This window comes from Halomonas marinisediminis (genome assembly GCF_004347715.1).
GTDB lineage: Bacteria > Pseudomonadota > Gammaproteobacteria > Pseudomonadales > Halomonadaceae > Halomonas > Halomonas icarae.
In genome coordinates this window covers 59219-75486 of the sequence record NZ_SLTR01000006.1, presented here as the reverse complement: position 1 = coordinate 75486, position 16268 = coordinate 59219, and the positions used below count along the sequence as shown (strand labels likewise).

16 protein-coding genes and 1 pseudogene are annotated in these 16268 nt (G+C 55.7%); 10 read left to right on the top strand and 7 right to left on the bottom strand.

All coding sequences use genetic code 11. The annotated features are described in order from the left end of the window. Window positions 1–33 precede the first annotated feature (33 nt). Window positions 34–1539: an AbgT family transporter gene (locus E0702_RS06425; protein WP_132042156.1), complete on the top strand. Its 1506-nt coding sequence runs from the start codon at window positions 34–36 to the stop codon at window positions 1537–1539. Here the strand turns inward: E0702_RS06425 and E0702_RS06420 are convergent, their stop codons facing one another. Both E0702_RS06420 and E0702_RS06415 read right to left on the bottom strand, forming a co-directional pair. After that, on the bottom strand, window positions 1540–2436 hold the full coding sequence (locus tag E0702_RS06420) for a LysR family transcriptional regulator (protein WP_132042155.1): 897 nt from the start codon (window positions 2434–2436) through the stop codon (window positions 1540–1542). A gap of 174 nt (window positions 2437–2610) precedes the next feature. Next, window positions 2611–3849: a DUF3422 domain-containing protein gene (locus E0702_RS06415; protein ID WP_132042154.1), complete on the bottom strand. Its 1239-nt coding sequence runs from the start codon at window positions 3847–3849 to the stop codon at window positions 2611–2613. Window positions 3850–4152: 303 nt separating this feature from the next. Here E0702_RS06415 and E0702_RS06410 point away from each other — a divergent pair, with 303 nt between their 5' ends. Both E0702_RS06410 and E0702_RS06405 read left to right on the top strand, forming a co-directional pair. Further along, window positions 4153–5295, top strand: a complete 1143-nt coding sequence (locus tag E0702_RS06410; protein WP_132042153.1) for a TauD/TfdA family dioxygenase — start codon at window positions 4153–4155, stop codon at window positions 5293–5295. Next, entirely contained in the window at window positions 5296–5883 is a 588-nt protein-coding gene (locus E0702_RS06405; protein ID WP_132042152.1) for an HD domain-containing protein, read from the top strand. A 52-nt stretch (window positions 5884–5935) separates the two neighbouring features. On the opposite strand, the gene E0702_RS06400 is transcribed toward E0702_RS06405, so the two are convergent. The 3 genes from E0702_RS06400 to E0702_RS06390 form a co-directional block, all read right to left on the bottom strand. Continuing rightward, complete coding sequence (locus tag E0702_RS06400) at window positions 5936–6853, bottom strand: LysR substrate-binding domain-containing protein (protein WP_165927496.1); 918 nt, start codon at window positions 6851–6853, stop codon at window positions 5936–5938. Window positions 6854–7250: 397 nt separating this feature from the next. After that, window positions 7251–7523 carry a LysR substrate-binding domain-containing protein gene (locus E0702_RS20130; protein ID WP_132042150.1) on the bottom strand — a complete coding sequence of 91 codons (273 nt, stop codon included), beginning with the start codon at window positions 7521–7523 and terminating at the stop codon, window positions 7251–7253. Between the two features lie 513 nt (window positions 7524–8036). Beyond that, on the bottom strand, window positions 8037–8696 hold the full coding sequence (locus E0702_RS06390; protein ID WP_132042149.1) for a GntR family transcriptional regulator: 660 nt from the start codon (window positions 8694–8696) through the stop codon (window positions 8037–8039). Between the two features lie 162 nt (window positions 8697–8858). Here E0702_RS06390 and E0702_RS06385 point away from each other — a divergent pair, with 162 nt between their 5' ends. The 7 genes from E0702_RS06385 to E0702_RS06355 all read left to right on the top strand — a co-directional run bounded on the left by E0702_RS06385 (window position 8859) and on the right by E0702_RS06355 (window position 15149). Beyond that, window positions 8859–9431, top strand: a complete 573-nt coding sequence (locus tag E0702_RS06385; RefSeq protein ID WP_240721686.1) for a chromate transporter — start codon at window positions 8859–8861, stop codon at window positions 9429–9431. Further along, entirely contained in the window at window positions 9428–9958 is a 531-nt protein-coding gene (locus tag E0702_RS06380; protein WP_132042148.1) for a chromate transporter, read from the top strand. The genes E0702_RS06385 and E0702_RS06380 overlap by 4 nt, the downstream gene beginning before the upstream one ends. A gap of 114 nt (window positions 9959–10072) precedes the next feature. Next, window positions 10073–11050: a Bug family tripartite tricarboxylate transporter substrate binding protein gene (locus E0702_RS06375; protein WP_132042147.1), complete on the top strand. Its 978-nt coding sequence runs from the start codon at window positions 10073–10075 to the stop codon at window positions 11048–11050. Window positions 11051–11113: 63 nt separating this feature from the next. Further along, window positions 11114–11584, top strand: a complete 471-nt coding sequence (locus E0702_RS06370) for a tripartite tricarboxylate transporter TctB family protein (RefSeq protein ID WP_132042146.1) — start codon at window positions 11114–11116, stop codon at window positions 11582–11584. Window positions 11585–11601: 17 nt separating this feature from the next. Further along, window positions 11602–13116: a tripartite tricarboxylate transporter permease gene (locus E0702_RS06365; RefSeq protein WP_132042145.1), complete on the top strand. Its 1515-nt coding sequence runs from the start codon at window positions 11602–11604 to the stop codon at window positions 13114–13116. A gap of 18 nt (window positions 13117–13134) precedes the next feature. Beyond that, window positions 13135–14742: a gamma-glutamyltransferase family protein gene (locus E0702_RS06360; RefSeq protein ID WP_132042144.1), complete on the top strand. Its 1608-nt coding sequence runs from the start codon at window positions 13135–13137 to the stop codon at window positions 14740–14742. Window positions 14743–14876: 134 nt separating this feature from the next. Then, window positions 14877–15149: a cupin domain-containing protein gene (locus E0702_RS06355; RefSeq protein ID WP_132042240.1), complete on the top strand. Its 273-nt coding sequence runs from the start codon at window positions 14877–14879 to the stop codon at window positions 15147–15149. 199 nt (window positions 15150–15348) lie between these two features. On the opposite strand, the pseudogene E0702_RS06350 reads toward E0702_RS06355, so the two are convergent. Continuing rightward, window positions 15349–15921, bottom strand: a pseudogene (locus E0702_RS06350) (IS3 family transposase); the annotation flags it as partial. Further along, window positions 15887–16063, bottom strand: a complete 177-nt coding sequence (locus E0702_RS06345; RefSeq protein WP_240721689.1) for an Arm DNA-binding domain-containing protein — start codon at window positions 16061–16063, stop codon at window positions 15887–15889. The pseudogene E0702_RS06350 and the gene E0702_RS06345, both read right to left, overlap by 35 nt. Window positions 16064–16268: the final 205 nt, after the last annotated feature.

The following is a 16268-nucleotide window of genomic DNA, read 5'->3' as shown; positions in this document are numbered from 1 at the left end:
ACGTAGCAACCGACACAACAAGGTATACACCAGATGCAAGCCGTCCTTTCATCCATTGAGCGTGCAGGGAACAAGCTGCCGCACCCCTTTATCCTGTTCGCGATCCTTGCCGGTGTGGTGGTGGCGCTTTCTGCCCTGCTGGAATCGCTTGGCGTCTCCGCCATCAATCCGCAGACCGACGCCGAAGTTCACGTGCGAAGCCTGCTCTCTGCCGAAGGCATTGAGTTCATGTTGACCAGCGTCGTCAGCAATTTCGTCAACTTTCCTCCACTGGGGCTAATTCTGGTGGTGATGTTCGGCATTGGTCTGGCCGACAAGGTGGGGTTGATGTCGACCCTGATGCAGGTCAGCGTGGCCAAGGCGCCGCCCTCGCTGCTGACGTTCTGCGTGTTCATGGCTGGCATCTGCGGAAGCATCGCCTCCGATGCCAACTACCTGATCCTGATTCCGTTGGCGGCCATGGTTTACTACTCGGTGGGTCGTCATCCTATCGCCGGTGCAGCGGCCGCCTATGCGGCGGCCGGCGCCGGCTTCGATGCCAGCCTCTTCATCACCGTAGGGGATGCTCTCTTTGCCGGGATTACCACCGAGGCGGCGCGACTGGTCGACCCTGAGGCCTATATATCGCCGGTGGATAACTACTTCTTCGTCGCCTGCTCGGTCTTCGTGCTGGCGACCGTAGGCACATTGTTGGTCGACAAGGTGGTGGAGCCGCGTCTGCAGCGTACGCTGCCCATGAGCAAAGACTTCACCACCGAGATTGAGAAGCCTGAGCTGACCGTAGTTGAGGAGCGCGGACTCAAGCGAGTTGGAATCGCTACGCTGGTCTATCTCGCTCTGGTGGCGCTGATAGTGCTGCCCGAGACGTCGCCGTTGCGCAACGAGGAGGGTGGTCTGATTCCTTCACCCTTCCTACGCTCGCTGGTTCCGCTAATGTTCGTCTACTTTGTCATGATTGGCTTGGTATATGGCATCACGCTAGGCAAGATCACCAGCAGTCGCGATGTGCCTCAGCGCATGGCGGAGTCGGCCAGCGATCTGGCCCCCACGCTGGTGCTGTTCTTCGCCATTTCGCAGTTCATCGCCTACTTTCGCTGGTCGGAACTGGGCCAGTTCATCGCCATCGAAGGCTCCAATATCCTGCAGAGCACTGGCTTCACCGGATTGCCGCTGGTGGGAGCCTTTATAGTCATGAGTGCGGTGTTGAATGTATTCATGACCAGCGGCTCGGCACAGTGGGCGCTGATGGCGCCGGTGTTCGTGCCCATGCTGATGATGATCGACTTCGATCCGGCCTTCGTCCTGGCCATGTTCCGCATCGGTGACTCAAGCACCAATATCATTTCGCCGATGAGCCCCTACTTCTCGGTGGCGCTGGTTTACATGCAGCGCTACAAGCCGGATATGGGGCTGGGTACACTGATCGCCACCATGTTGCCGCTGGCCATGGGCTTTCTGATTGCGTGGTCGACGTTTTTGATGTTCTGGCTGGCAATGGGGTGGCCCATCGGCCCGGGAGTCTACATGATGGCCAGCTGATCACTCCATCGCCAGCATCAACTTCCACAGATAGCCGGCAGCGGGTGACAGCCGTCTGCCGGCTCTGCGTACCAAGTTACCCTGGCTACTTTCTGCCATGGGGTGACGAATGGGGATGGCGCGCAGCTTCCCCGCTTCAATTTCGCTTCTCGCAGCCGCCGCAGTCATGAATGACACTCCTACGCCTGCGCTAGCCAGGCGGCGAGAAACAGAGTGCAGGTTACAACGATAGGCCGGCGTTGCCGGTAGACTGGCGGCCCGAAACAGGTCATTGACGAAGCGCTGTGAGCCTGAGGCGTCGGGCAGAAAGATCAACTTGTGCTTGACCAGCTCGGCAGGGGTCACTCCGGCACAGGTGGCCAAAGGGTGCCCAGGCGCTACCAGAGCGCAAAGCGCCCCTCGCTCGAAGGAGTGAACCACCAGCCGCGGGTCGGAGATCGACCCGTAGGTCACGGCGATATCGACCTCGTCGTTGGCCACCATCTCGTGCGGCTCGCGGGGGTAATAGATGCCTGTCTTGATTTCCACAAGGACGTCGGGGTATTGCTCGGAGAGGCGGCGCATCACATGCTGAATGAAGCTGTCGACGAAGCCGTCTCCCACCGAGACAACCACCTTGCCCGCTTGCAGGTTGCGTAGCCGAGAGAGCGTATCCCAGAGCTGGGAGTGCAGGCGTCGCTGATCCAGGAAGCTGTCGATCACAAGCTGGCCGGCCTCTGTCGGTACCACGTTGCGCCCTTGGCGTTCCAGTAGAGCCGTACCTAACTCCCTTTCGAGTCTTCGTACCTGGCGACTGATCACAGAGGGACTGAGATCCAGGTGTTCTGCTGCTGCTCGTATTCCACCGCAGCTAGCGACCTCAAGTAGGTAAAGTGCTCGCTTATCGAGAAGGCTCATTGTGGAGGTTTAGGCTCGGTATAGGGTCTGTGGTTAGCTGGTGGCTGTGTACGGCTAGATACAAGATGCCGGTGGATTAATTGAACTTAAAGTAGTCGGGTGTGCGAGAAGGGCAGGCTGAGAGTCTACGAATGTCTACTAATATTCGCAAAATCACATCGAAAAGTTCTACCATCAGTGATTCTTGACGCGTTGAATTCTCCACGCCAGAAAGCCGATGATTCCCAGCCCCAGGGGCCCCAGGATGGCGGCGGCGACGCCAGGTGCTATGACCACGCCAAGGGCATTCAGGCTCTGCAGCCCCAGCTTGAACAGGCTGAAGAGGTAATAGCTGATGACGATGATCGACAGCCCCTCGACAGCCTTCTGTATCTTCAGCTTCAGCTGACTGTTGGTGCGTTCGTTGAGGCTCTGCAGGATCTCGGAGTTCTGCTCTTCTATCTCCACCTGGGCACGGGTTCTGAGCAGGTCATTGAGCCGTGCAACACTCTCCGCGAGACTCTCCTGACGTTGATCGATAGCGGCACAGTAGTGAACTGTTGGCCGAAAGCGTCGCAGGATGAAGGTCCCCAGTCGGGGGCGGTCGCCGAGGCGCTCCTCGCGTAGCTCTTCGATACGGTTGAAGACGATCCGCGCATAGGCCTCGGTGGCGCTGAAGCGCTGGCGCGATCGGGCACCCGAGCGCTCAAGCCTGGCCGAAAGCTCGGAGATGGCCGCCAGAAGCGGGCGGGAGCTTGCTTCGGTGTCCTCGGTGTTACGCTCCGAGAGCTTGCCGAGCTCGAGCTCGTGGTCGCGTAGCTCGAGGCTCATCTTCTTGGCCATTGGTAGCGCCAGCGAGGCCATCATGCGGTATGTCTCGATCTCCAGGAGGCGCCGGGTCGTGCGCCCCAGGCGAAAGGCGTTGAGGCCGCGGTTGACCAGAATCAGCCGATTGACTCCGTCCGCCGTGAGCCGGAAGTCGCTCCATACGGTGGCGTCTCCATCCCCCACGCTGGAACCGGCAGGGTCGCGAAAGCCGTAGGCCCTGGGGTCGCCACCCCAGTCAGCCTCCGCCTCCACCAGAACCAGGCTGGCATTGATGAGCTTACGGCTGTGTGCGGCGGTGATTTCCGCCAGCAGCGGCGGGGGCGATGGCCAGGGCTCGCCTTGCCCGGACTTGGGGACCAGTAGGGTGAGGGTGAAGAACTCGGTGTGGCGCTCCCATTTCAGCGTCTGGTCACCGTAGTTCAGGATCTCCTGAGCCGCTTCGGAGTCGAGGGTCCTGCCGACCGCCTCTGCGATCCGGTCGAGAATGTCAGTGGCAATGCCGTCGCCATCGAGGAAGGCGTAGTGGTGAATGTGCGCCGGCTCCTCGAAGTAGATCGAGGGCCGAGCGTGAAGCTCGTTATGCAGTCGGGCGCGTTGTGGGTGCATGCTGGAACCAGGCAGGAGGGAATGTTTCGAGCCTAGAGGCTGGCCTCCCCCGGGCCAAGTGTGCTGCGTCAACGCGCCTCTCTTAATTCAGGATGGAAGACGGTGTTCAGGATGGAAGTCGGTCCAGCCCGGCAGGGACCTGCAACAAGCCCTGGGTCGAAGGGAGAGGGGTCCGCCTATTCGCAACCAACAGAGGGGGTATAAGAAAAATGCATGGCGGTGAATAAGGCTTCGCCTCTACTCGGCTGTCGTCGGGTTCTGCAGCATGCATGCCGGTTAACTGCCCGCAACCGGAGCCTGACGATGCAGCCCATTTCCCGCCGTTACACCTTTCTTATTCATGAACAGCCGCCCGCCGTTGTCATCGAGGATGGTGGGCTGTCCCATGAACTCAGTCCGCTGTGGCTACGTGAGCGCACTCAGGCCCCTGACCAGTTGGAGGCCATGACCCAGCAGCGGCTGTTCGACTCTCACGCCATCGACGCCGACCTGACGCTTGTCCGGGCTGTGCGAGTAGGCGAGCAACAGGTGGATCTCACCTTCAGCGATGGCCATCGCGAGACCTACGACCTGAGCACCCTGGCCAATGAGCTGGGCGAGACCGATCTCTTTCCGGCCGCCGAGCCCTGGGATGCCTCGCTGGCGCCGCAACAGATGCGCTTCGACTGGAACCGGGTGCTCAACGACCCCGCCTATTTTCAGGCTTCCCTCGATGCCTATATGCGGCGGGGGTATATCGTGCTGTATGGCGTGCCCACCGACCCTGAACGCATCCTGCAGGTCGGCAGTCACTTCGGCTACGTCAAGGAAACCAACTTTGGCCGCTATTTCGAGGTCTACTCCCGCCCCAGCGGCAATGACCTCGCCTACCGCAGCGTGGCGCTGGGCCCCCATACCGACAATCCCTACCGCGATCCGGTACCCGGCATCCAGCTGCTACACTGCCTGGTCAACGAGACCACCGGTGGCCTCTCCACCCTGGCCGACAGCCTCAAGGTCCTCGAGCAGTTGCGCCAGGAAATGCCGGACGGCTATGAACTGCTCAAGCAGATACCGGTGCGCTTTCGCTTCGTCGACGCCGGCACCCGGCTGGTCACCCAGCGCACCATGATCCAGACCGACGATGATGGCTATCCGACCGGTGTCCATTACAGTCCGCGTCTGGATGCTCTGCCGCTGTTGTCCGACGCCCAGACCCGGCTGTTCCACCGTGCCCGCCAGCGGCTCGGCGAACTGCTGGCCGACCCGGCCTATGAGGTGCGCTTTGCCCTCGGTGCCGGAGAATTGATGCTGTTCGACAACAGCCGCGTGCTGCACGGTCGCACCAGCTATGACAGTAACGAGGGGCACCGCCACCTGCAGGGCTGCTATCTGGATGCCGATGGCCCGCGGGAACGATTTGCCAGCCTCTTGAAGACCCACGCATCCATCGAGGAGGTTGCCTGAATGGAACAGGTCACATTTCGCCAGATGAAAGACGGCACCCGGGAGGAGTATGTCTTCCTGGAGCAGCTGGAAGACACCTTCAACCAGGGGTTGGTCGACCGTCTGCTCAACGCCCTGCGCCAGCTGGAGAACACCCTGAGCGGCTATCAGGTCACTCGGCTGGAGCATTCATTGCAGTCGGCGGCACGCGCAGAGGCCGACGGTGCCGATGAGGACATGATCGTGGCGGCCCTGCTGCACGATCTGGGCGATGAACTGGCCCCCTACAATCACTCTCAGCTGGCGGCCGCCATCATTCGTCCCTATGTGCGTGCCGAGGTCACCTGGGTCATTCATCACCATGGCCTCTTCCAGAAAGTCTATTACGCGCACCACTTCGGCGAAGATCCCCACGAGCGCGACCGTTACAAGGACCACCCCTGGTACCAGACCTGCGTCGACTTCTGTGAGCGCTACGACCAGGCCGCATTCGATCCGGACTATCCGACGCCTCCGCTCGAACACTTCGAGCCCATGCTGCGGCGCGTGTTCTCTCGCCAGCCCTTCGATCCGGCGGTGATCGGCGAGGAGTATCCGCTGGAAGTATGAGGCCATAGCCTTGTGCGGATGCTCGAGACGAGCATCCGCAACGCCTCGCGGCTCAATATCTGGGTCCCGCACCCTCCGTCGGCGGTCCTTCCCCCCGATGCACGGCGTCCAGCAGCCAGTCACGGATCGGCTCGATCACCGCACTCCGGTGATGCTTGACGCTCAGCCAATAGCCATAGCTTTCTCGCGTGATCTGCGGCCCCAGAGCCACCAGCTGGCCGGTGACCAGGTACTCCTCGACCAGGTTCGACCAACCCAGCGCCACCCCACGATGGGCAAGCGCAGCATTCAGCAGTAGCGCATAGTTGTGATAGGTAAAGATGCCCTCGTCGGGCGCCAGCGTCAGGCCCGCGTGCTGGCACCACTGCGTCCAGTCGAGCCAGCGCGGATTGCGAATATCCTGATGCAGCAGCGAAAGCTCAGCCAGCTTCGAGGAGGACAGGGGGCCCGAGATATCGTGCTGTTGGGCATATTCGTGACTGCAAACGGGAAAGACCACCTCGCGCGCCACCAGCCGCTCCTCCTCCTGAGGGGCGTGTGGGCCAAAGCGAATCGTGATGTCTGCAGCCAACCGTTCCGGATCATCCGCACGATCGATGGGCATCAGCCTGACGTTGAAACCTGGGAAGGCTCGCTTCAGCGCCGGTAGACGAGGAAGCAGCCAGAGATGCGCGAACCCTGCGTCGGCGGCGATGACGACCGACGGCGCGGGCCCCTGGCCATGGCGTCTGAAGCGATCACAGGCATCGCGCAGGGTGTCGAGGCTCGGTGCGATCTCACGGTAGAAGTGCTCCCCCTGGGTGGTCAGGCTCAGTCGCCCCCCGCGACGGTCGAACAGCGGCAGGCCGAGATGCTCCTCCAGTACCCGAATCCGTTGGGAAATGGTGGGTTGGGTGGTGCGTTCGGCATCGGCCGCCGCGGTCATCGAGCCCAGCCTGGCGGTGGTCACGAAGGCAATCAATGACTTCATGGAAGCAGACTCAGGGGTTACTGATGGTTGCATCTAGGTACTGCCGAATGTCGGGTGATGATCAATGCCCATCGTCGGGTGGGGAGGGCGAAGAGGTGGTTCATAAACGAAAAAAGCACCCGTAGGTGCTTGATTCGCTTGCTTGATTGGTGGAGGCGGCGTCCCGTAAAAAGCAGCTGTAAAGCACTGATTAAAAGGAGAATTTTTATTCAAAATGATTCATGTACCCCCTCATGTACCCCCGCTCGAGCATTTTAGTTTTCAGCACTGGACTTAACTAGGTTGACTTGACTCCGAGCGAAGCACCACGGGAGATCGAGTGGGTCAATGTTTACTTAGTGTAGGTCATGCTTCTAGTGATTCTCAGCACCCTCTCATACGCGGAGTACCTGAGAGCTCAGAGCTTGAATGCTGGGGCATGTGCGCGCACCAGGTCAAGCATTGCGGAGGCCGCAGTAGAGAGTAGTGTTCGGGAGTGTGTGATGACGCCGAGGGTGCGTGGAACACGGGGTGCGATGAGTGGTCGCCAGTCCAGACCTTCAGAGGAAATCCGGCGAAAGCTCAGTGAGGGTAGGGCGGAGACTCCGGGGCCTGCGGGGACCACTTCATACCTGAAAGACGTGCTGGAACGGTTGACGACCCACACGGCCAGCCAGCTCCGCGAGCTCATGCCCCATTATTGGCAGCACATTGGCTGATCACTGACAAGCGGTGATGCCCGTTCGCTTATCGCTGAGCGGCATCGGCTACCGGCCAATGCACAGTGATGGTACCTCGTGATGAGGGAAGCTCGATGCGGAGCCCACCTACAGAGGAGGCGTTGGCAAATCAGCAGCGGCTGGTGGCGTCGGCAGTGGCACGAAACCCGGCACAGTCAGTAGATGGTTCTGGCGTTTGGCCTTACGGTTCCAAGTCTGGACGAGGTTTGTATCTATTCTGTACTGAAAAGCGACTTGTGCAATCTAGGCATCGCCCTGCAGGAAGGCCACGACGACTTGGTCTTGAACGACGGGGCGTAGCGAAGGCGACGACGGATCTCATGTTCGGTGTTTAAGCACCTAATGTGGCCGACGAAGTGCTCACCTGAATGGCGTTGTTTCAGGGCGCTTATCCTCTTAGAAGATCTGAACATGACCTGATGTTAGGTGCCTAGGTGTCGGGTTCCAGATGCTCAAGCCAAGCATTACTCGCATGCCCCCAAAGCAACCATATGAGAAAGGTGGACGTGATCTTGTATCAGCTTTTCCGCTTCCGGCACCCTACCCGCGAGTGCTAGCTCAACGAGCTCGTCATGTTGCTGGTTGAGCTGTTCCCGCAACTGGGGAACAGAGGGTGCCAGGCGTCGGTAACGATCAAACTGGTCATGCAGCTGTTCAATGAAACGCAATAGCCATGCAGAACCGCATGGCGCCAACAAAGTCCGATGGAACAACCCATGCAGCTGCTCCCATTCGTCTGTTTTCTCTGAGGTTTCATCGGCGCGCTTGAGCCGGTGGGCAGCAGCTAGCAACTTAGACTCCCACTCCGCATCACCTCTTTCGATGGCACGCCCTAGTGCCATTCCCTCTAATTGACGGCGCATCTCGGTGATGTCGCCCAATTCTTCACGGTTCAGTCGCGGCACGCGAAAGCCGCGTTGGTTCTCTTGGATCAGCAATCCATAGGCTGCTAATCGGTTGAGAGCTTCGCGGAGTGGGCTCAGCCCTACGTCGTAGTGATTTTTTAAGGCACTGATCGCGATCCTCTCACCGGCTTGGAAGCGGCCATTGAGAAGGTCCTGGCGAAGGGTGTCGTAGATCAGACTAGACCGCGTAGTACCTGCTTTGCGCTTGGGCGTACCCATACAGCCTCCTATTTGCATCGCTCGGATAATCGTTCCCGTTAGGTGTTGACGACTATCCAAATGGTAACCTATAGTCACCATTATAATCGATTTTCTTGAAGAGATGAAAAAAAGGCCCAGATCTATGATTGATGCTGCCACTGCCCAGGAGCTTCGGTTCGAATGACCCCACAGCGCAAGATGCCTTACATGGCTCTCTTTTGGGCTTTTACCCGTATCGGCCTGCTCGGCTTTGGCGGTGGCCCCTCGATGATTCCTCTTGTGCAGCAGGAGGTGGTCAAGCGGCACGCCTGGTTGCGCGACGAAGAGTTTGCTGAAGTGTTGGCAATTGGCAACACTTTACCTGGCCCTATTGCTACCAAAATGGCAGGTTACATCGGTTATCGGGTTGGTGGCATCACCGGTAGTGTTATTGCTGTTAGTGCAGTGATCATACCGATGATCTTGGCAATGATAATGTTATTGGGTGGCTTAAGCCGCTACCGCGATGTCGCATGGATCCATGGCATGGGGCAGGCAGTGGTCCCAGTGGTAATGATCATGCTCGCCCAGTTGACTCTGGATTTCTGGAGAAAATCGCGCCTAGCTTTAGGCTGGATGTTCAGCTTAGCCATGGCATTAATAGCCGGCGGCCTAATCTATGGCTTGGGAGTGCACCCGGGCTGGGTAATCGGCGCGCTGCTGGCAGCAGCTCTTTTGCAGCCAGTTCGCGACGCGTCAGAGGTAAAAGCATGATTTATTGGGAGTTGTTTCTGGCCTTTTTCATTCCTAACATCATCGGTTACGGTGGTGGCCCGGCGATTATTCCGCTGATTGAAGCGGAGGTGGTTGGGCACTATGGCTGGCTAAATGCTCAAGAGTTCGCTGAGACACTAGCGCTTGGAAATGCTTTACCGAGCCCCATTGCCACTAAAATGGCAGGTCAGGTAGGGTTTGAAGTGGCGGGAGTGCTTGGAGCAATGGTGGCAGTTTTCGCCACGGCTGTGCCGTCACTGTTATTGATGCTGGGTGCTCTAGGGCTGCTCTATCGCCACAGGGAGTCCCCTCGTATAAAGCGCATGAGCCAGTGGGTCCGCCCAGTTATCGCTACGATGATGGGTTGGTTGACTTTAGGCTTTTTCCTCGAGGGAGTTGAGAGCACCGGTTTGATCCACACTTTGGTGATCGGCACAGCCGCTGCTGTAGCCCTGCTTCATTTTCGTACTCACCCCGCCTTTGTGGTTTTGGGAGCGCTTATCTATGGAGGAATCTTGCTTGGATGACGTTAAATCATCCATTGAATTACTAGACCATAAAGTGGAAGAAAACTCTAACAACGTTTCCTAAGTGATCTAAATCAATTTAGAAAAAAGCCTCAAAAATAAAGGAAATTAATAATGAGAAAATTTAGTAAATTGCTGTTAGCCGCCTCGATTTCCTCACTATCATTAGGGGTGGCTGCTACTGCAGTACATGCCGATGACTTCCCGGAGCGGGATATTCGAATGGTGATTCCATTTGGCCCGGGTGGTGCTACCGACATCATTTTCCGACTGATCTCACAAGAAGCCGAAAAGCACCTGGGCGTCTCTATCGTACCGGTTAACATGGCTGGTGCTGGTGCTACGTTAGGTTCGCGTAATGTCAAGGATGCTGATCCTGATGGCTACACTCTCCTTGGTAGTCATGACACCATTGCACTATCACAACTGGCTGGGATGGTGGATTACTCCTATGAAGCTTTCGATCCGGTTGCTCTGTTAACGCAAACCGTTAACATTGCCACTACATACCCGGGGCATCCAGTAGAAGATGCTGGAGGAATAGTAGATTACATACGAGAAAATCCGGGCGACGTTCGCTTCAGCATGATTCCAACTTCCACTGATCATTTCTTTTGGGCGCAATTCTTAAGTGCCGTCGACGTAGATATGGATGAAGTTCGTTTGATCGGCTACGGGGATACTGGCGAGCAAGTTTCAGCGCTTTTGGCTGAAGAGATAGATTTCACTGTTACTAACATTCCTTCAGGTGCATCATTCTATGAAGACGGTACGCTTCGTCCTTTAGGAGTCGCTCATACAGAGAGGCTGCCCGGGCTGGAGGACATCCCTACTCTCAAAGAGCTCGGAATTGATATGGTGAATGCCACAAGCAGAGGGCTTTTTGCACCCAAGGGAACGCCACAAGAGCGCATTGATATAATTGCAGGTGCGTATGAAGAGGCGATGAAAAATGAAGAGCTTTTGGAACGGATAAAGAATGAATTTGGGTCAGTGCCCTCTTTTTTATCCGGTAGTGATTATAAAGAGTATCTTGATGAAAACCAAGAGAAGCTCGCCAAAGCTGCTGAAAATATTGACTATGACGGTTAAAAAAGATGGCTTCAGGGCACGCTATATAGCGTGCCCTAATTTTGGCCACTACCCGGGGTGATTATGTTTGCCTTAACTAAAGATAGAGCGCTTTCTTTAGCCTTGCTGATCGTTTCGGCGGTGCTATTTATAGAGTCACGAAACATTCCACCACCTACTAGTTGGCAGCCTTATGGTTCAGCGTTATTCCCAAGAATATTGTTGGTTGTAGTAGCTGCTCTTTCAGTAATTTTGCTGGTGAGATCACTGGCAACAACCGGTCTGGAAAAAAGGTGTTCGAAGTACAGTGTCGTTCAATGGATTAAGAATAATGTCAAAATTTTGTCATTATTTGGCCTGTTCGGGTTATATACTTTTCTCCTCCCATTGGCTGGATATTTAATTTCAACATTTTTCTTTCTGTCGAGCTCCTTGGCTCTTTTGATGGGCGTTGATACTTGGAGGAAGTGGCTGATCAATTTGTCTCTAAGTTTCTCTATAGTACCTTTGGTGTACATTGTTTTTCGTTTCGGTCTTAATGTATGGCTTCCTTGACTTTCTTGGAGTGAAATATGGCTGACTTCTTTCTCCAAGCTCTTTCCGAGGTAGGAAGTCCCTCGGTTATGGGCCTGATAGCTATTGGCGTTTTGTTCGGAATCATTGGTGGAAGTATCCCCGGTTTCACCGTGACCATGGCGATACTAGTGGTCTTCCCTTTTACATTCGCCATGGATCCAATTAGTGGTGTCTCGTTGATGGTGGGTGTATTCGTAGGTGGGTACTCCGGTGGTATTGTCTCTGGTGTAATGCTTGGTATCCCAGGCACCCCCTCGTCAATCACCACTGTCTATGATGGCTATCCTATGGCCCAGAAGGGCGAGCCCGGCCGTGCTTTGGGCCTTGGTGCTGCCGCATCCTTCCTCGGCACCTTGATAAGTGTGGCTGTGCTGGTTTTCTTTGGGCCTTTGATCGCCAGTTTCAGTATGAATTTTCGCCCTTGGGAGATCACCGCTCTAATCATCTTTGCGTTAACATTAGTGGCTGGGCTTTCCAGCGGTGCAATGCTAAAGGGGTTGTTGGCGGCTGCATTGGGGTTGCTAATCACCACAGTGGGTTATGATAGAAATAGCAATCTTCGATTCGATTTTGATCTGCCTATGTTGGGGGGCGGGTTTGAGATTCTGCCAGTGATGATTGGCATTTTTGCCTTCTCTCAATTGATGGGGAATCTCGAAAAACTACGCGATGGAAAGGGCGGAGATAAGAATGTAGATATCCGTGTAACGATTCCCTATCGACAGATCCTTAAGGATATGTCAGGTCAGAAGATTAATACTATCCGGTCTTCGTTGATTGGCAGTTTAGTAGGGGCGCTTCCAGGTACAGGAGGCACGGTAGCAAATTTTATTAGCTACGACCAAGCTAAGAAATTTTCTCGTAATCCAGAGAGATTTGGAACTGGAATTCCCGACGGCATTGTAGCTTCAGAGGCTTCTAACAATGCTGTAGCTGGTGGGGCCTTTGTACCGACTCTGGCACTGGGTATTCCTGGAGACCTGCCGATGGCAATCATGATGGGGGTGTTGATTCTTCACGGCATCACACCAGGACCACTAATGTTCGAACAGAATCCTGTGTTGGTTGGGGCTATTTATGCCAGTCTAGTGTTTGGTGCAGTGGTCATGGTGATCTGTCAGATATTTCTGGTTCGTTGGTTTGCCAAGATTTCGTTGATTCCTCAGCAAATCCTTGTGCCTGTGGTTTTAATGCTCTGTGCCATCGGCTCTTACGCTCTTAATAACAACTTGTTTGACGTTTGGGTGTTATTTGCTTTTGGTGTGTTCGGCTACTTATTGTGGAAAGCTGAGGTGCCTTTGACACCATTAATCCTGGGAGTGGTGTTGGGAAGTAATCTTGAGCGCCAACTTTTCCGTGCACTAGAGCTTGACAGTAGTTGGATGACTTTTCTGACTCGGCCGTTGTCTGCATTATTCCTAGTGTTGGCTGTAATATCTGTGATCTTTTCCCTTTATCAGAATCGCAAGATCCAACGTAAACATCACGAGGCGCAAGGCGATGGCGCCTGAGCCTATAAGGAGACTTCTATGAAGCATGATGCCCTTTATTACCCTAGTGCGTCTCGTCGCATGGCTAGTTTCGGTAGCCGTGGCATGGTTGCTACATCGCAGCCACTGGCTGCTCAGGTTGGCATGGATATTCTCAAAAGGGGTGGTAACGCCGTTGATGCCGCCATTGCTACTGCTGCTGCCTTGACTGTAGTGGAACCCACCTCGAACGGAATTGGCGGTGATGTCTTTGCCATCGTTTGGCTTGACGGCAAGATGTATGGCCTCAACGCTAGCGGTCCTGCCCCTCAGGCTGCGAACATCGAAGCAATGAAAGCGCTTGGATATCAAGCCGTACCCAACCATGGAGTGTTGCCGGTTACAGTGCCGGGTGCCCCAGCTGCTTGGGGCGCCCTCTCCGAGCGTTTCGGCAAGCTGCGTTTCGCCGACCTGCTGGAGCCGGCAGTGGCGCTGGCTGAGGAAGGCTTTCCAGTATCGCCAATCATTCACCAGATGTGGGAAGAGGCATTTCAGACTTACTCCTCTTACGATGATGCCACTTTCAACCCTTGGTTTGACACCTTCGCGCCCAAGGGGCGCGCCCCGCGCCCAGGTGAGATGTGGTCATCTCCCGATCATGCCAACACCTTGCGTCGTATTGGTGAGACGCAAGGTCGTGACTTCTATGAGGGTGAGCTGGCAGATCGTATTGATGACTTCTTTTGTAGTCATGGAGGCTTGTTGCGCAGGGAGGATTTGGCACGTTTTGAACCAGAGTGGGTCGACCCGATCAGCGTTCGCTACAAGGGTCACGATATCTGGGAGATACCCCCTAATGGCAGTGGGCTGATCGTGCTTCAGGCGTTAGGTATGTTGGAGCGTCTTGGGTCGGAGGGACGTGACCCAGTGGAAACACTGCATCGTCGCATTGAGGCCACCAAACTGGCCTATGTGGATGGCTTTGCTCACGTAACCGAGCCTGGTGCTATGCGGTACAGTGTTGACCAGCTGCTGGCTGATGACTATCTACAGGCGCGAGCTGGGCTAATCGGCGATGAGGCCATCGATCCGGTGCATGGCAACCCCCTTAGTGGTGGGACCGTTTATTTAGCTACCGCTGATGGCGATGGTAATATGGTCTCTTTCATCCAGAGTAACTATAAAGGGTTTGGTTCAGGGATTGTCATCCCTGGTACAGGCATAAGCTTGCAGAACCGTGGCTGGTCATTTTCGCTGGATCCTACCCACCCCAATGCCCTCGAGCCGGGCAAGCGCAGCTATCACACCATAATCCCGGGCTTCATCACCAAAGATAACGAGGCGGTGGGCCCGTTCGGTGTGATGGGTGGCTATATGCAGCCTCAAGGCCATGTGCAGGTAGTCACCGGTATGATTGAGGATCTACTCAACCCCCAGGCAGTCCTCGATACCCCACGCTGGAAATGGACAAAAGGCAAGACGGTGGAAGTTGAGCCTCATTTTCCGGACCATCTCGCTCAGGCCTTGGCCCGTCGTGGCCACAAAATCGTTAAGGTAGCCGACTCGATAAGCTTCGGTCGGGGGCAGATCATCCTGCGTGATCGTGCAACTGGAGTTCTTTCAGGCGGTACTGAGCCGCGCACTGATGGCGCTGTATTACCGTGGTAACAAATTCGGCTGGCGCTCCCCTCATGGGGAGTGCCGGTTGGTATCTACCTCTAGTAGCCGCCGCATCATTCTACTGGACCTTTATATAAAAGAGATAACCAGCTATGAAACAACAATAGTCACGCTCTCAAGCTATTTTCACCAAGCAAATCAATGAGTTAGGTGTTATTGTCACCCGCTGGGACTTCCCGCCTGGGGGAGAGACAGGCTGGCACCTTCATGCACATGACTATGTGGTTGTTCCCTTGTCCAAGGGTACACTGGCACTCGAAGCCAACGATACAAAAAGTTATGCAGCGCTGCTACCAGGAGAGTCCTACGTTCGGGAGGCAGGTGTTGAACACAATGTGATTAATGATAATGATTTTCCTTTTTCCTTTGTAGAAATCGAAGTTACGTCAAATTAGTTTTATCAGAAAAAATAGAATGGGCCGATGCTTTCTATGTGGCAGTTGCATAGGTCATCCATGCCAGGACGATTTTGTAGTGGCATAGTGAATCTTGCCACCTGATTATGAGTGTATGATCACTCACAGAACTGAAGTGGTCCCCATCCTTCGGACCACCTGACAGGTCAGCTAAGCTCGGATCGGGTCATCATCGGCGTCAGGCCGCCTGTTTCACTGGTTGGGGGAAGTACATCTCATCTGGTGTCGCATCGTCCAGTCCTTGGTGGGGTCGCTCCCGGTTGTACCACGCGAAGTAGTTCCTCAACGCTCGCTTCAGATGAGCGCCGTCCTCAAACGCCGTCAGGTACACGCATTCGTACTTCACGCTTCGCCAGAGCCGCTCCACGAAGATATTATCCCGGTAGCAGCCCTTGCCGTCCATGCTGATGGCCACGCCGTTAGCCTCGAGGACGTTGGTGAAGGCCTGGCTGGTGAATTGGCATCCTTGATCGCTATTGAAGATTTCCGGCGGCCCATAACGTGCCAGCGCTTCTTCTAGGGCATCAACACAGAAGTCGGTGTCCAGCGTGTTGGAGACCCGCCAGGACAACACTCGACGACTGTGCCAGTCCATCACTGCCACCAGATACATGAACCCACGTGCTAACGGGAGGTAGCTGATGTCGGTCGCCCACACCTGATTCGGCCGATCGATCGTCAGTCCACGTAGCCGGTAGGGATAGATTCGATGCCCTTTACCCGGCAAGCTGATCCTTGGCCTTGTCGCGAGCTTTTCGCGCGTCCGCCAGGGATACTGCCGGGTAGGTGCCGATCGCGAGCAACCGTTCTTTGCCGCCAAAGCGGTACTTCATACGCCAGTACTTGCTGCCAGTCGGTCGGATCTCAAGATAGAGCCCCCCGCCATCGGCCATCCTGGTGGTCCTATCCTTGGGCTTCGCAGTCTTCACGGCAGTGGCTGAAAGCTTGTTGATCTGGCGGCTCATGGGGGTACCTCGCAGCGAGCTTGGCTGGTACCCCCACCTTGGGCCGCTTGTAACGGAGAGGTGGTTCAGAAGCCGCGGCTGATGCGGTCTGCAGTGTGTTGGGGGTACCAGATTATGGTTTCGACGATGTACC

Excerpts from the sequence above, each read along its gene's own strand:
- E0702_RS06375 (WP_132042147.1), top strand. The coding sequence starts at position 10,073 with ATGAGAAAATTTAGTAAATTGCTGTTAGCCGCCTCGATTTCCTCACTA.
- E0702_RS06385 (WP_240721686.1), top strand. The coding sequence starts at position 8,859 with ATGACCCCACAGCGCAAGATGCCTTACATGGCTCTCTTTTGGGCTTTT.
- E0702_RS06370 (WP_132042146.1), top strand. The coding sequence starts at position 11,114 with ATGTTTGCCTTAACTAAAGATAGAGCGCTTTCTTTAGCCTTGCTGATC.
- E0702_RS06400 (WP_165927496.1), bottom strand. The coding sequence starts at position 6,853 with ATGAAGTCATTGATTGCCTTCGTGACCACCGCCAGGCTGGGCTCGATG.
- E0702_RS06425 (WP_132042156.1), top strand. The coding sequence starts at position 34 with ATGCAAGCCGTCCTTTCATCCATTGAGCGTGCAGGGAACAAGCTGCCG.
- E0702_RS06345 (WP_240721689.1), bottom strand. The coding sequence starts at position 16,063 with ATGGCCGATGGCGGGGGGCTCTATCTTGAGATCCGACCGACTGGCAGC.
- E0702_RS06415 (WP_132042154.1), bottom strand. The coding sequence starts at position 3,849 with ATGCACCCACAACGCGCCCGACTGCATAACGAGCTTCACGCTCGGCCC.
- E0702_RS06365 (WP_132042145.1), top strand. The coding sequence starts at position 11,602 with ATGGCTGACTTCTTTCTCCAAGCTCTTTCCGAGGTAGGAAGTCCCTCG.
- E0702_RS06420 (WP_132042155.1), bottom strand. The coding sequence starts at position 2,436 with ATGAGCCTTCTCGATAAGCGAGCACTTTACCTACTTGAGGTCGCTAGC.
- E0702_RS20130 (WP_132042150.1), bottom strand. The coding sequence starts at position 7,523 with ATGAGCTCGCGGAGCTGGCTGGCCGTGTGGGTCGTCAACCGTTCCAGC.
- E0702_RS06360 (WP_132042144.1), top strand. The coding sequence starts at position 13,135 with ATGAAGCATGATGCCCTTTATTACCCTAGTGCGTCTCGTCGCATGGCT.
- E0702_RS06380 (WP_132042148.1), top strand. The coding sequence starts at position 9,428 with ATGATTTATTGGGAGTTGTTTCTGGCCTTTTTCATTCCTAACATCATC.
- E0702_RS06410 (WP_132042153.1), top strand. The coding sequence starts at position 4,153 with ATGCAGCCCATTTCCCGCCGTTACACCTTTCTTATTCATGAACAGCCG.
- E0702_RS06390 (WP_132042149.1), bottom strand. The coding sequence starts at position 8,696 with ATGGGTACGCCCAAGCGCAAAGCAGGTACTACGCGGTCTAGTCTGATC.
- E0702_RS06405 (WP_132042152.1), top strand. The coding sequence starts at position 5,296 with ATGGAACAGGTCACATTTCGCCAGATGAAAGACGGCACCCGGGAGGAG.